Annotated in this window: 14 protein-coding genes; 11 read left to right on the forward strand and 3 right to left on the reverse strand. The window is 68.5% G+C overall.

Translation table 11 applies throughout. The annotated features are described in order from the left end of the window. The first annotated feature begins 223 nt into the window (after positions 1-223). The 9 genes from thiD (at position 224) to QUE68_RS25650 (ending at position 7,988) form a co-directional block, all read left to right on the forward strand. Positions 224-1,069, forward strand: a complete 846-nt coding sequence (gene thiD / locus QUE68_RS25610; RefSeq protein ID WP_284229297.1) for a bifunctional hydroxymethylpyrimidine kinase/phosphomethylpyrimidine kinase — start codon at positions 224-226, stop codon at positions 1,067-1,069. Then, positions 1,059-1,676: an alpha/beta hydrolase family protein gene (locus tag QUE68_RS25615; protein WP_286274624.1), complete on the forward strand. Its 618-nt coding sequence runs from the start codon at positions 1,059-1,061 to the stop codon at positions 1,674-1,676. Before thiD ends, QUE68_RS25615 begins: the two co-directional genes overlap by 11 nt. A 19-nt stretch (positions 1,677-1,695) precedes the next feature. Then, positions 1,696-2,307, forward strand: a complete 612-nt coding sequence (locus tag QUE68_RS25620; RefSeq protein ID WP_286274625.1) for a septum formation family protein — start codon at positions 1,696-1,698, stop codon at positions 2,305-2,307. A 29-nt stretch (positions 2,308-2,336) separates the two neighbouring features. Next, a complete protein-coding gene (locus QUE68_RS25625; RefSeq protein WP_284234896.1) occupies positions 2,337-3,824 on the forward strand; it encodes a flavin-containing monooxygenase in 1,488 nt (495 codons plus the stop codon). A 17-nt stretch (positions 3,825-3,841) separates the two neighbouring features. Continuing rightward, a complete protein-coding gene (locus QUE68_RS25630; protein WP_284229305.1) occupies positions 3,842-4,111 on the forward strand; it encodes a hypothetical protein in 270 nt (89 codons plus the stop codon). Positions 4,112-4,231: 120 nt separating this feature from the next. Beyond that, positions 4,232-5,059, forward strand: coding sequence for a polysaccharide deacetylase family protein (locus tag QUE68_RS25635; RefSeq protein ID WP_455013534.1), 828 nt, complete (start codon positions 4,232-4,234; stop codon positions 5,057-5,059). Positions 5,060-5,148: 89 nt separating this feature from the next. After that, positions 5,149-6,297, forward strand: a complete 1,149-nt coding sequence (locus tag QUE68_RS25640; protein ID WP_286275946.1) for an APC family permease — start codon at positions 5,149-5,151, stop codon at positions 6,295-6,297. Positions 6,298-6,398: 101 nt separating this feature from the next. Further along, a complete protein-coding gene (locus QUE68_RS25645; RefSeq protein ID WP_286274627.1) occupies positions 6,399-7,712 on the forward strand; it encodes a uracil-xanthine permease family protein in 1,314 nt (437 codons plus the stop codon). A gap of 15 nt (positions 7,713-7,727) precedes the next feature. Then, complete coding sequence (locus QUE68_RS25650; RefSeq protein WP_286274628.1) at positions 7,728-7,988, forward strand: hypothetical protein; 261 nt, start codon at positions 7,728-7,730, stop codon at positions 7,986-7,988. 4 nt (positions 7,989-7,992) lie between these two features. Here the strand turns inward: QUE68_RS25650 and QUE68_RS25655 are convergent, their stop codons facing one another. Continuing rightward, the gene (locus QUE68_RS25655) at positions 7,993-9,171 is read right to left on the reverse strand and encodes an acyl-CoA dehydrogenase family protein (RefSeq protein ID WP_286274629.1); all 1,179 of its coding nucleotides are present in this window, start codon (positions 9,169-9,171) and stop codon (positions 7,993-7,995) included. 52 nt (positions 9,172-9,223) lie between these two features. On the opposite strand from QUE68_RS25655, the gene QUE68_RS25660 reads away from it, so the two are divergent. Both QUE68_RS25660 and QUE68_RS25665 read left to right on the forward strand, forming a co-directional pair. Next, the gene (locus tag QUE68_RS25660; RefSeq protein ID WP_286274630.1) at positions 9,224-10,426 is read left to right on the forward strand and encodes an NAD(P)/FAD-dependent oxidoreductase; all 1,203 of its coding nucleotides are present in this window, start codon (positions 9,224-9,226) and stop codon (positions 10,424-10,426) included. Next, positions 10,423-10,758: a cupin domain-containing protein gene (locus QUE68_RS25665; protein WP_284229316.1), complete on the forward strand. Its 336-nt coding sequence runs from the start codon at positions 10,423-10,425 to the stop codon at positions 10,756-10,758. Before QUE68_RS25660 ends, QUE68_RS25665 begins: the two co-directional genes overlap by 4 nt. A 44-nt stretch (positions 10,759-10,802) precedes the next feature. On the opposite strand, the gene QUE68_RS25670 is transcribed toward QUE68_RS25665, so the two are convergent. After that, a complete protein-coding gene (locus QUE68_RS25670) occupies positions 10,803-12,854 on the reverse strand; it encodes an acetate--CoA ligase family protein (RefSeq protein ID WP_286274631.1) in 2,052 nt (683 codons plus the stop codon). Between the two features lie 8 nt (positions 12,855-12,862). Beyond that, a complete protein-coding gene (locus QUE68_RS25675) occupies positions 12,863-14,506 on the reverse strand; it encodes a phytoene desaturase family protein (protein ID WP_286274632.1) in 1,644 nt (547 codons plus the stop codon). Between the last annotated feature and the right edge of the window lie 98 nt (positions 14,507-14,604).

Consider the following 14,604-nt stretch of genomic DNA (forward strand, 5'->3'; position numbering starts at 1 on the left):
ACGGGCGGCACGGACGGCCCTGCCCAAAAAGCATATGTTAGCTATACAAAACATCTCGAGGCAATTCCTATTCCCCATCCCTGCGGCGTCGCCCGCAAGACCCCCTGCGGTACGTTCGAAATCGTCCGCGCGGGAGCGCACGCCACGTGCACTGAGAGGACGGCCAGTGCGCCGTCGACCGTATGAACCTGACCGGGTAATGCCGGCGTAGGGATGAGGTGCCATGAATTTCCTACCACTCAGCCCGCCGCGGCAGACCCCGCTGCGCGTGATGACCATCGCGGGCAGTGACTCCGGCGGCGGGGCGGGCATCCAGGCGGACATGCGGACGTTCGCGCTGCTCGGCGTGCACGCATGCGTGGCCGTGGTCGCCGTCACGGTACAGAACTCGTTGGGCGTCAAGGGTTTTCACGAAATCCCCCTGGACGTCATCACCGGCCAGATCACGGCCGTCGCCGAGGACATCGGCATCCAGGCCGCCAAGACCGGGATGCTGGCATCGTCCGACATCATCGAGGCCGTTTGCCAGACGTGGCGGGACCTCGACGCGGCCGGGCTGGCGGCGCCCCTGATCGTCGACCCGGTGTGCGCCTCCATGCACGGCGACCCACTTCTGCACCCGTCGGCCTTCAATGCGCTGCGCGGTGAACTGTTTCCGCTCGCCACGCTGGTGACGCCGAACCTCGACGAGGTACGGCTCATCACCGGGATCGACGTCGTCGACGCGGCCACCCAACGGGATGCGGCGCGGGCGCTGCACGCGCTGGGGCCGCGGTGGGCATTGGTGAAGGGTGGGCACCTGCGGTCGTCGTCACACAGCCCCGATCTGCTGTTCGACGGCTCGGAATTCCACGAGTTCGATGCCGAGCGCATCGACACCGCCCACGATCACGGGGCGGGTGACACCCTGGCGGCGGCGACGGCGTGCGCCCTGGCCCACGGCTACGACGTGCCGGAGGCGGTGGCGTTCGCCAAGCGGTGGGTGACCGAATGTCTGCGCGCTGCATACCCTTTGGGGCACGGCCACGGCCCGGTGTCACCGCTGTTCAGGCTCAGCCATGGACTTTGACGCGATCGCGGGCATCGCGCACGCACCGGCCGGCGACCCGACCGGAATCGTCGTCCTGACCCACGGTGCGGGCGGCAGCCGCGAATCCCCGATGCTCATCAGGATCTGCGACCAGTGGGCCGCTCACGGCTGGCTGGCGGTCCGCTACGACCTGCCCTACCGGCGGCGTCGGCCGAAGGGGCCGCCATCGGGATCAGCCGCCGCCGACCAGGCGGGCGTCGCCGAGGCCGTCGCGCTGGCCCGCTCGCGCACCAACGGTCCAGTGCTCGCCGGCGGCCATTCCTACGGCGGCCGGATGACGTCGGTGGCCGTCGCGGACGAGCTCGCGGTCGACGTGCTCACCCTGTTCTCCTATCCCCTCCATCCGCCGGGCAAGCCCGAACGCGCCCGCACCGAACACCTACCGTTGATCACGGTGCCGACCGTGTTCACCCACGGCACGTCCGACCCCTTCGGCAGCATCGACGAGGTGCGTGCGGCGGCGCTGCTGATCTCGGCTCACACCGAGGTGGTCGAGGTGACCGGCGCCCGCCATGACCTCGGCTCCAAGACCCTGGACGTCCCAGCGCTCGCGGTCGAGGCCGCTCTCCGGTCGCTACCGTCGTAGATCCTGCTATCTTCCGAGAATGACCTGGCCGTCGGGAGATCCGAATCAGCCGCCCGAGTATCAGCAGCCGGGTGCTCAGTACCCGCCGCCGCCCCCGCTGCCCTATCAGCAGGGTCCGTACGGACCGCAGGGGCCGTACGGCCAGCCGCCCGCCGGCTACCCCTATCCAGGTCCGCCGCCGAAGAAGTCGCGCAAGGGCCTTTTCATCGGTCTGGGGGTGCTCGCTGTCGTGCTGATCGGTGCCCTGATCGCCGCCGTCGCCTTCTTCTTCTTCGCCACCAAGGACAAGGTCATCGCCACCGACCTGGCCGTGGGCGACTGCCTCACCGACATCCCGGACGGCTCACTGGTGCAACTGGTGCCCAAGACCGATTGCAACCAGCCGCACGCCGGTGAGGCCTACGCCGTGCTGACCATGCCCGACGGTGAATACCCGGGCGAAGCCGCGATCAACGTGTGGCAGAACAAGTGCCCGGACGAACTGGCGTCGTACGCCCCCGACGCGCTCACCGACGACTCGATCGGTGTGTTCGTGCTGTATCCCACGGCGGAGACGTGGGGGCAGGGCGACCGGGCGATCGTCTGCATCGCCACGACCGACATCAAGCGGACCGCATCGCTCAAGGGGTGACGAATAGGACCTGAGGTAGCGTCTTGGGAATGAATTTCGAGCACTTCGACACGGTCATCGTGGGTGCCGGGTTCGCGGGGATCGGCGCTGCGATCCAACTCAAGCGACTGGGCCTGCACGATCTCGTCATCCTGGACCGCGAGGACGACCTCGGCGGCACCTGGTACGTCAACCACTACCCCGGCCTCGCCGTCGACGTGCCGACCACGACCTATTCGTACTTCTTCGAGCCCAACCCCAACTGGTCACGGCTGTTCACCCCGGGACCAGAGATCAAGCAGTACGCCGACGACGTCGCCGACAAGTACGACGTCCGCCGACACATGCGGTTCAACGTCACGGTCTCCGGCGCCCGCTGGGATGAGGACGCCAGCCTCTGGCGGGTCGCCCTGGCCGGTGGTGACACCCTGACGGCGCGTTACCTCATCACCGCGACGGGCTTCCTGTCCCAGCCGAAGGTGCCCGACATTCCGGGCATCGCCGAGTTCGCCGGCAAGGTCATCCACACCACGGAGTGGGAGGACGACTACGACGCCGCGGGCCGTCGCATCGCGGTGATCGGGACCGGCGCCACCGCCGTCCAGCTGATTCCCGAACTCGCCAAGCGGGCCGCCGACCTCACGGTGTATCAGCGCACCGCGATCTGGGTGGTGCCCAAGGTCGACCTGCGGTTCGGAGAACGAACGAAGCGGCTGTTCGCGCGAATCCCCTTGACCCAGCGCGTACTTCGCTGGCTGACCGACTCGATCTACGAGGTCATGGTCTCCGTGGGCGTCCGGCACTACCGGACCTTCCGCGGCCGGTTCAACGTCTCCGCGTCCGACCTGTCGAAACTTCACCGGTTCGCAGTGATCCGCGATGCCGACCTGCGCCGGCGCCTGACGCCCGACTACGACTTCGGCTGCAAGCGTCCCACGTTCTCCAACGGCTACTACCGTGCGTTCACCAAACCTCATGTGCACCTGCAAGATGCAGGTATCGATCACGTCGAAGCCGACGGCATCGTCGCCGCCGACGGCACCAAGAACGTCATCGACACCCTGGTGCTGGCCACCGGATTCGATCTGTGGGAAGCCAACTTCCCCGCCGTCGAGATCATCGGCCGCGAGGGCCGCGATCTCGGAAAGTGGTGGCGTGACACCAGGTTCCAGGCGTACCAGGGCGTCTCGATGCCGTACTTCCCCAACTACCTGAGCCTGGCGAGTCCGTACGCGTTCCTGGGGTTGAACTTCTTCAACACGATGGAGTATCAGATGCGGTTGATGGACCGCCTGTTCTCCGAGGTGAAGCGACGCGGGGCCACCACGTTCGAGGTCACCGAGGAGGCCAACACGGCCTTCCTCGACCGGATGACCGAACTCCTCGTCGACTCGCTGTTCACCACCGGCAACTGCGGGAGTGCGAACTCGTACTACTTCAACCCTGCCGGCGAGCCCACCCTGTTGCGCCCGTCGTCGACGGAAGCAGCCATCAAGGAGGCCTCGGAATTCCCGCTGGCCGACTACCAGATTGCCTAATCAGAGAGGATCGGTACGTGCCGCAGGAGAGTAGTTCGAAAGTGCCCGCGTTCGTCGGATTGGCCTTGGCCGGAACGGGTGTCGCACACTTCGTCCGCCCAGAGCTGTTCGAGGGCATCACCAAGTCCGCCTTCCCCACGGACACCGACCGCTACCTGAAGATCAACGGCGGTCTCGAGACGGCGCTCGGACTAGCGGTGGCGATCCCGCAGACGCGCAAGCTGGCGTTGGCCGGGCTGCTGGGTTACGGCGGCTACCTGGCCGTCAACGTCATCCGCAACCGGTAGCGCCGGGGGGGTCAGCTACCTGACGGCAAACTCCAAGGCCCAGCTTCCGCCGCTATCGATCGCTGAGCAGTTACCCTGCTGCATGTGCCCGATGTGACCAGAGTGATCAATGGGGCACTGCTGTCACGGCGCACCATCCTCCTGGGCGCCGTTGCGTCGGCCGCTGGACTCGCCCTCGCCGGCTGCGGCGCGGGCGCCTCGAGCGAGCTTGCCGTCGCGACACCGGTCGGACCGCCGCCGGCGCCCGCGTGGCCCCAGCTGCTGCCCCCGCCGCCGACTCAGGCCCGGATGCTGCTGCCTGGCGGCGGCGTGCTCAGCTCCCTGCCCGGGCCCGGTGACCTGATGTCGCTGACCCTCGACGACGGGGTCGACAGCGCGGTGGTGCGCGCCTACTGCCAGCTGGCGAAGGACACCGGCATCCGCCTGACCATGTTCGTCACCGGCGTCTACGCCTCGTGGAGCGAGAACCGCGAGATGCTGCTGCCGCTGGTGGAGTCGGGCCAGATCCAGCTGGGCAACCACACCTGGATCCACCCGAACCTGACGAAGCTGACCGGCAGTGGGATCGCCGACGAGCTTCGCCACACCGATCGGTTCATCAAGGACACCTTCGGCGTGGACGCCGCGCCCTTCTACCGGCCGCCGTACGGCGCCTTCGACGATCGCGTCCAGTCGGTGGCGACCGACCTCGGCTACACCGAGACCACCCTCTGGAACGGCAACCTGGGCGATGACCAGATCCTGGCCCCACGCGACATCGTCGCCAACGCCGAGAAGTACTACGTGCCGCAGTCGATCGTCATCGGCCATCTCAACCACCCACCGGTCACCGGCACCTACCACGAACTGCTCGACGTCATCCACGATCGCAAACTCCGCACGGTCACCCTCGCCGACGTCTTCCTCAAACCCGAGGCCAGTCGGCTGACCTCCGCGTACCCCGACTGACTACGCTCTGACGCGTGGCCGTGCCAGATCCACCCGCGCTGCGGCGCAGCCTCGGCACGGCGGACGCCGTCACCATCGGACTCGGGTCGATGCTCGGCGCGGGCATCTTCGTCGCCCTGGCACCGGCCGCCGCGGCGGCCGGTTCGGCGCTGCTGGTGGGGCTGGCCGTTGCCGCGGTCGTCGCCTACTGCAACGCGACGTCGTCGGCCCGGCTCGCCGTGCTCTACCCGCAATCCGGCGGCACCTACGTGTACGGGCGGGAGCGGCTCGGACCGTTCTGGGGTTACACGGCCGGATGGAGTTTCGTCGTCGGCAAGACGGCGTCGTGTGCGGCGATGGCGCTCACGGTCGGTGTCTACGCCTGGCCGGAGTACGCCCACGCGGTCGCCGTCGCCGCGGTGGTCGCCCTGACCGTGGTCAACACCGTCGGCGTGCAGAAGTCGGCGTGGCTCACCCGGATCATCGTCGCCCTCGTCCTAGCGGTGCTCGCCGCCGTGGTCACCGTGATCGTCGGGTCCGGGAACGCCGACCTCTCGCGGCTGGCGCTGCACGACGCGAGCGTCCTCGGTGTGCTGCAGGCGGCCGGGCTGTCGTTCTTCGCGTTCGCCGGGTACGCCCGCATCGCCACCCTTGGCGAGGAAGTGCGGGATCCGGCGAGGACGATCCCGCGGGCGATCCGCCTCGCCCTCGGGCTCACCCTGGTCGTCTACGCCGCGGTTGCCGTCGCCGTGCTCGCGCAATTGGGCAGCAGTGCAATGGCTTCCGCGACCGCCCCGCTGGCTGACGCCGTGATCGCCGCCGGTCACCCTGGACTGACGCCCGTCGTCCGGGCCGGTGCGACAGTCGCGGCACTTGGATCGCTGTTGGCGCTCATCCTCGGGGTGTCGCGCACGGTGCTGGCGATGGCCCGCGACCGCCATCTGCCCACCGTGCTGGCCGCCGTGCACCCGCGGTTCGCCACGCCGCACCGCGCGGAGATCGCCGTTGGCGCCGTCGTCGCCGTGCTCGCGGCGGTGCTCGACCTGCGGGGCGCCATCGGCTTCTCGTCGTTCGCGGTGCTGGTGTACTACGCCATCGCCAACGCATCGGCATTCACCCTCGGCGCCAAGGTGATTCCGATCGCGGGTCTGCTCGGTTGTCTGGTCCTGGCGTTCACGCTGCCGGTGACGTCGGTGCTCGTCGGCGCGAGCGTCGTCCTGCTCGGCGCGCTGGCCTACGCCGTGCGTCGCCGAACGTGACGCCACTGCGAAGAATCGCCCGTTTCTTCGCAGTGGGCTCACGCTCGGCGGGAGAGAGCCTGGCTCGCGGGATCACCTGCGATGGTGTGTAGTCGAGAACCGTGATCCCACTCAGCTGGAAGCCCGTGCCGTCCGACGCGAATGTCGTCGCGCCCGATGAACGCCTGAGCTGGCCGCGCACCCTCGGCATCGGCGCCCAGCACGTGGTGGCGATGTTCGGCGCGACGTTCCTGGTGCCGGTGCTGACGGGCTTCCCACCGGCCACCACGCTGTTGTTCTCCGGCGTCGGCACGGTTCTGTTCCTGATCATCACCGGCAACCGGTTGCCCAGTTATCTCGGATCTAGTTTCTCGGTCATCGCCCCGGTCACCGCGGCGGTGGCGTCGAACGGCACCGGCAGCGCCCTGGGCGGCCTGGTGGCCGTCGGCCTGTTGCTGATGATCATCGGCGCCATCGTGCACTTCGTCGGGACCGGCTGGCTCGACGCGACCCTGCCGCCGGTCGTGACGGGCGCGATCGTCGCGTTGATCGGCTTCAACCTGGCGCCCGCCGCCAAGGCCAACTTCGACAAGGGCCCCGTCGTCGGCCTCGTCACCCTGGTCCTGCTCGTCGCGATCCTGGCGTTCTTCCGTGGCATCATCGGTCGCCTCGCGATCTTCCTGGCGGTCGTCATCGGCTACCTGCTGGCACTCGCCATCGGCGACGTCGACACCTCCGCGATCGCGGCCGCGCCATGGATCGGCCTGCCCGAGTTCCAGACGCCGTCGTTCGATCTCGCGGTGCTGCCGCTGTTCCTGCCCGCGGTCATCGCGCTGGTGGCGGAGAACATCGGCCACGTGAAGTCGGTCGGGCAGATGACGAACACCGACACCAACCCGGTGATGGGCCGCGCCATCGCCGCGGACGGATTTGCCACCACGCTCGCGGGCTTCGGCGGCGGTTCGGCCACCACCACGTACGCCGAGAACATCGGCGTGATGGCCGCGACCCGCGTGTACTCCACTGCGGCGTACTGGATCGCCGCTGCCGTAGCGATCGTGCTCGCGATGTGCCCGAAGGTCGGCGCGGCCATCTCCGCCATCCCGCCCGGCGTGCTGGGCGGGGCGACGATCGTGTTGTACGGGCTCGTCGGCATCCTCGGCGTCCGCATCTGGCTGACCAACCACGTGGACTTCGGCCTGCCGGTGAATCAGATGACGGCAGCCATCCCGCTGATCATCGGCATCGCCGACTTCACCTGGCAGACGGGCTCGTTGACCTTCACGGGCATCGCGCTCGGCTCGATCGCCGCGCTGGTGATCTACCACGGGATGCGACTGCTGGGCTTCCGCGGGCCGAAGGCCACGTCGGACGGGTTTGGCCAATCCCCCGACGACAGGGGTAACGGGCGAGATAATCAGGCCGAGTCGGCCTAAATGAAGGAATGTGCGATGAAGAAACTGGCAGCAACGCTATTGACGACCGCCGCGATGGCGGCACTCCCGTTCGCCGTGGCGCCGGCGGCTCAGGCCGACATCTGCGCGGGTGCCGGCGGTCGGCACGTAGCCGTCGGCGGGTGCACCAACGTTGCCGGCGACGTCGCCAGGGGCGTCGCGATCGCCTCGGCCGACACCCCGTACGTCTACGGCGAGATCCCGTGTTACACGGTCGAAGGGGTGCCGTACTACACGCCTCCCGGCGACCCCTGCTGAGCGGTCACCCGCCGCCTTCCAGTACCGCCGCCGGTCCGCGATTCATCAGCTGACGGGCGACGATGAGGCGCTGAATCTCGCTGGCGCCCTCCCAGATCCGCTCGACGCGGAGCTCTCGGTACATCCGCTCGGCGACGTTCTCGCGCATGTAGCCGCGACCGCCGAAGATCTGCACGCTGCGGTCCGCGGCCCGGCCGGCCATCTCCGAGCAGTACAACTTGGCCATTGACGCCTGCGCGTGCAACGTCTTTCGGTCCGCGCCGGCATCGATCGAACGCGCCACCTCGTACAGCATGGTGCGCGCCGCGAAGAGTTCGGTGGCGGTGTCGGCGAGCATGCCTGCCACGAGTTGATGCTCACCGAGTTGCTTGCCGTCGACGACGCGCTGCTTGGCGAACGCGGTGACCTCCTCGAGCAACCGTTGTGCAGCCCCCACGCACCTAGCCGCCACCATCAACCGCTCGAACCGGAACCAGTCCTGCGTGAAGGTCATTCCCTCGCCCTCCGCGCCGACGAGATTCGCCGCAGGCACCCGCACGCCGTTGAAGGCGACGATGGGGTGTTCATCAGCGATGTGATGCGAATAATGTGGCGTACGAACCACTTCCACACCCGGCCACGGCAGGTCCACCACCACGAGAACGTGTTCGCCCTCGAACTCGCCGCCGACCAGAACCGCCTGCACGAAGCAGTAGTCGGCGAGGTTGTACGACGTGACGTGCCACTTCACCCCGTCGACGACGTACTCGTCGCCCACCCGACGGGCGGTGGTGGCCAGTGCGGAGACGTCGGAGCCCGCGAATTCCTCGGTGATGGCGTAGGCCTCGTGCTTCTCACCGCGGACCGAGGGGAGCAGCCACCGTTCCCGTTGGTAGTCGGTGGCCACGTCGACCCACCACTGGGGCGGAGTGGCCATCGCCCAGGCCAGGCCGTTGGTCGCCCGCCCGCACTGTTCCTGCACCAGCACTTGCTGTAGCGCGGTGCATCCGACGCCTCCTACCGAGGTGGGCATGTTGGTGCCGTAGAGGCCCAATTCAATTGCTCGGGAATGGTGTTCGGCAGTCAGTTCCTTGGACAGCACACCACCGGCGAACTCGGCTTCGACCTCGAGGGGGATCAGCGAATCGACGAAGCCACGCGCGGTCTCCTGGATTCGCCGATCTGCCTCCGTCAATCCGTACATCCCCGCTCCTTGCTCTTGACTGAGTGTTCAGTCTATGTCAGCGTCTGGTGCTATGACTAGTTCCACCCATGCCGACGTGGTGGTGGTCGGCGGCGGGACGGTCGGCGCCTGGACGGCCGTGCTACTCGCCGAGTCCGGTGTCCGACACGTCGTCCTCCTCGAATCAGCGACCCTCGGTGACGGCGCCAGCAGCCGCGCGGCGGGCATGGTGCGGGCCCAGGGCGGTACCGAGCCGGCGATCAAACTCGGTCTGCGCGCCCAGGAGTTCTACGCCGCCAGCGGCGATCGCTTCCCCCTCGACTGCGGATTCGTCGCGCAGGGTTACCTCATGCCGTCGTTCACCGAAGCCGAAGTGCAGCAGGCACAACAACGCATCGCGCTGCAACGTAGCCTCGGCCTCGAAGTGGAGTGGCTGAGCAGTGCCGATCTCGACGCCCGGCACACCGGTCTGGCGCCGGGCGTGACGATGGGCGCGTCCTATGCGCCGGGAGACGGGTACCTCGACGCCCCGCGCAACGTGCTGGCCTACACCGCCGCGCTGGTCGCCCATGGCGTCGACGTCCGGGAGCACTGCGCCTTCACCGGACTGCGCACCCGAAGCGGCCGGGTCACGGGGGTCGATACGGCCGGCGGCCCCATCGACACCGAACGGGTGGTGCTCACCGGCGGCCCCAAACTCGCCGCCGTGGGCGCCGTGGCGGGCGGCCCCATCCACGCCGGTGGCGCCCGCCATCAGGTGGTCGTCACCGCTGCACCGGCCGGTCTCGACGTCCACGCCGTGCCGATGGTGTTCGACGTGACATCCGGAATCTATTGGCGTCCAGGTGAAGCCGGTGGCGTGCTCTGGGGTATGAGCAATCCGGACGAACCACCAGGTGTGGCGGTCGACTTCGACGAGCCGTACTACCGCAAGGCGCGCGACCGCATGGAGCATCTCTTCCCCGCCGTCAGGGGTCTCGGCATCCGGAGGTCGTGGGCGGCGACGATCGACTACACACCTGACCACCTACCGATCCTCGGCCCGCTGCTCACCGACGATGGCCCAATCGAGGGCACCGTCGTCGCCAGCGCTGCCGGACACGGCATGATGTGGGGCCCCGCGGTCTCGCAGGTCGCGGCCGACCTCGCCACGACGGGTCACTGCGAGTGGCTCGACCTGGCCGACCTTGGCCTCGACCGCTTCGACGCCGAGGGCAACAGTCGCGTTGCACCCGAACCGATTTCACTACCATTCCCCGAAAGGGCCTCACGATGATCACCAGCCTGCTGCCCGATGCCATCGACGCCGAGCTGGAGGACTGGGGCCCGCTCGACGAGGCCACCGGCGACCCGATGGCCACCCACGGACTCGAGGTGTGGGTGGACGGCGAGTCGTCGGCGGGCATCTGGCAGTGTGCCCCCGGTCCGTCCCGGTGGGCGCTGCAGACCCACGAGGTCATCTACCTCGTCGCGGGCCGGATGACGGTGACACCCGACGGGGGTGAGGCCTCGGAGATCGGCGCCGGCGACGTCGCGGTGTTCCCGAAGGGCTGGACCGGGACGTGGGACGTCCACGAGACGGTGCGCAAGGTCTACTCGATCTTCTGAGTCACCAGGGTCAGCTCAGCCCCGCCGAGTTGGCCTTCGCCCCGCTACTGGCCGCCCCCGCTGCGCACTATCACCAGCGCGTCGACGGCGATCACGCCGGACGCCGAGACGATCAGCGGGTTGGCCTCGACCGCCTCGAGTGAATCGCCGAGTTCGGTCGCCAGCCGCGAGAATCCGACGATCACGTCGGCGAGCGCATCGACGTCCACCGCCGCGCCGCCGCGCCAGCCGTCCAGCATGGGCCGGATGCGCAGGCCGTCGAGCATGCGCAGGGCACCGCCATGGGACACCGGTGGGCAGGCCAGCACGCGGTCGGCCAGCAGCTCGACCAGGGTCCCGCCGGCGGCGACCACGACCAGCGGGCCGAACGTACCGTCCCGCACGACGCCGACTGACACCTCGACGCCGTCGGGCACCATCGGCTGCACCGTCACCGACGGCCCCAACCGAGACGCGATGTCCTGGTATGCCGTTCGCACCGCGTCGGCGTCGGCCAGGCCGAGGACCACGCCACGCACGTCGCTCTTGTGCTCGACGGCCGTGGTCTTCAGGACCACCGGATACCCCGTGGCGTCGGCGGCGGCCACGGCCTCCTCGAGGTCGCGGGCCACCGTCGGCCGCGCCACCGGCACGCCGTAGTCGGCGAGGAGTTCGAACGCCACCCCGGGATTCCCGTCGGCCAGTCGGGCGCGCCATCGACGTCGCCGACCCTGGTCGACGGGAGACTCGGCGGGCTCGAGGTCCCGCGGCCAACGGGACAGGTGCCCCAATGCCGCCAGCCCGCTTCGGAACCCCTCGAGAACGGGAATTCGATTGTCCCGAAGTCGTTGCGCAGTGGGACCATCGATCGCTGCCGGCACCGACGTCAACACGGCCAAGGGAGCGCTGGTCTCCGCCGCGACGTCGAGCACCGCATCCGGATAGGCGGTGTCGTCGTCGAACTCGGTCACGAGATCCACGGCCAGCGCGGTGACGGCCACCGCGGGGTCTTCGGTCATCACCCGCAGGCAGGCGCGGAACAGTGCCCGGGTGTCCGCCCCGGTGCCCCACACGTCCAGCGGATTGGTGGCGAGCAGGCCGTCGTCGAGCAGGTCCTCGATGGCCGTCACCGACCGCCCCGACAGCGAGGCGAAGTCGACGCCCACGTCATGGGCCAGATCGGTGATCAGCGCGCGCTCCGCACCCGAATCATGAACGGTGGCAATGCCGTTCCCCGGGCCGGCGCGCCGGCCCGCGCTGAACACCTCGATGGTGTCGGTGAACTCGGCGAGATCCCGCACCCGGACCGCCCCAACGGAATCGCAGAACGCCTGCCAGGCCGCGTCGCCGCCGGCCAACGCCCCGGAGTGGGCGGCGACCATCGCCTGGCCGGCCGGTGAGCCTCCGACGGGCAGGATGACGGCGGGGATGCCCATCTCGTGGGCCCGACGCAGCGCGCCGCGCAACCGGGGTAGCGCACGCGGCGTCTCCAAGAGCAGCGCAAGCAATTCGGTACCCGGATCGTCGAGGGCGTACTCCACGTAATCCGCGGTGTGGGTGACCAATTCCTGGCCCGAGGACACGGCGAGCCGGAAGCCGAACCCGCGACGCGACCGGAGCAGCGTCGAGAAGGCCGATCCGGAGTGGGTGACGAGGCTGACGCCGCCCGCCCGGACGGGATCGGATTCCAGGTAGCCGAGTGCGCGCAACCCGACCGCGTTGTTGACGAAGCCCATGCATCCTGCGCCGCAGAGCGCCATACCGGCCTCCGACGCGACTGCGGCCACCTCCTCGCGCACGCCGTGGGCGGAGCCGAACACGACCCCCGAGCGCGCGCCCGTCTTGGCGGCCGTCGTCACCTGATCGACCAGCGCGCCGTCCGGGACGCCGAACAGCACCAGATCGACCGGTTCGTCGAGATCGGCGAGCGACGGTACGCAGGGCAGCTCACCGATCCGCTCGTACCGCGGATTCACCAGATGCATTCGGGCCGAACTGCGTTGGGCCTCGATGACCATCCGTGCGCCGAAGCTGTCGGGACGGGCGCTGGCGCCGACGATCGCCACCGACGTGGCGCCGAGCATCGCGCCTACCGCCGCCCGGCGTGCATCGTCCACCGAACCGCCTAGGTCCAACGGCCGAGCGCCGCACGGATCCGCCCGCTGGCCCGCTTCTTGTCGGCCAGCGCGGCCTTCGCCGCCTGCCAGCCGGGGATGCCGCAGACACCGCCGCCGGCGTGCGTGGCCGAGCTGCCGTTGTACAACCCGTCGATCGGGGTGCGGTAGTCGGCGAAGCCGGGGGCGGGACGCATGTGGAACAGCTGCTCCAGGGAGAGTTCACCGTGGAAGATGTTGCCGCCGATCAAGCCGTACTCCTGCTCCATCTCGTGCGGTCCGACGATGTCGCGGTGCAGGATCGAGGCCTTGAAACCCGGCGCCACCTGATCGTAGAGATCGATGAGGCGGTCGGCATATGCGTCCAGCTCGGGCCCGTGCGGGGCGTACGCCCACTCGGCGGGCACCCACTGGGTGAACAGCGACATGATGTGCGTGCCATCGGGATTGAGGGTCTTGTCCAGAGTCGTCGGGATGACGCCGTCGCTGAAGGGCGCCCATGCCGGCTTGCCGACGCGGGCGTCCTGGAACGCCGCCTCGATGTACTCCATCGTGGGTGCCATCTCGACCGAGCCCGTATGGTGCTCGGCGATCCCCGAACTCGGGTCGGCGGTGAAGTTGGGCAGTTCGCCGAGCGCCAGGTTGATCTTCACGACACCACTGCGGGTCTTCCAGTGCTCGATGTCGCGGACGAAGTCGTCGGGCAGTTCGTGGCGCGGGATCTGGTCGAGGAAGGCCGTGCGCGGATGCAGGGTGGTGACCACCAGTGGCGCGGTGATCTCCTCACCGTTCTGCAGCACCACGCCCTCGACCTTGCCGCCGCGCACCGTCAGGCTCGATACCCCTGCGCTGGTGCGGATCTCGGCACCGAAGCTGCGCGCCGAGCGGGCGATGGCCTCCGACACCCCGCCCATCCCGCCCTCGGGATAACCCCAGCTACCGAGCTGACCGTCGCCGACGTCACCGATGGAGTGGTGGGCCATCACGTAGGCGGTGCCGGGCTCGTACGGTCCGGCCCACGTTCCGATCACGCCGTTGACCGCAAGCGCGCCCTTCACTTGCGCTGATTCGAACCAGTCATCGAGCAGATCGGCGATGCTCATGGTCAGCAGCCGGGTGACGTCGGCGGTCATCCGGGTGGTGATGCCCTTCTGGCTCCACGCCAGCTTCGCGAGGTCGATGAGATCCGACGGTTTGTGCGAACCGATGTTGGGCGGCACCTGGGTCAGCAGCGGACCCATGACCTCGGCGATGCCCTCCAGCCATTCGTTCCACTTGGGCCAGGCGTCGGCATCCTTCTTGGAGAACTTGGCGATCTGCTCGTGCGTGCGCGCGGGGTCATCCTCGAAGATCGTGAGCGAGCCGCCCTCGGGAAACGCCTGGTAGTACGGTCCCATTGGATGCACCTTGTAGCCGTGGCGTTCCAGGCCAAGGTCGCCGACGATGGTTGGCGGCATCAGGCTCACGACGTAGGACAGTCGGGTGACCCGCAGGTGCGGCGCGTCCTCCCATGGTGACTCGGTGGTCGCCGCACCGCCGAGGGTGGCCCGCGATTCGAGCACCAGCGTCTTGGCGCCGGACCGGGCGAGGTAGGCCGCCGAGACCAGACCGTTGTGACCTCCGCCGACGACGATCGCGTCGTAATCATTGGCCATGGGGACCTTCTTTCGAGTGCTCGGCCGTCGTCCTGACTGACTGTTCAATCTAATCGAGTGTTAGGCTTGCAGACAAGTAGCAGTGCCGCCACTTGGAG

This window comes from Mycolicibacterium sp. TUM20985 (assembly GCF_030295745.1).
GTDB lineage: Bacteria > Actinomycetota > Actinomycetes > Mycobacteriales > Mycobacteriaceae > Mycobacterium.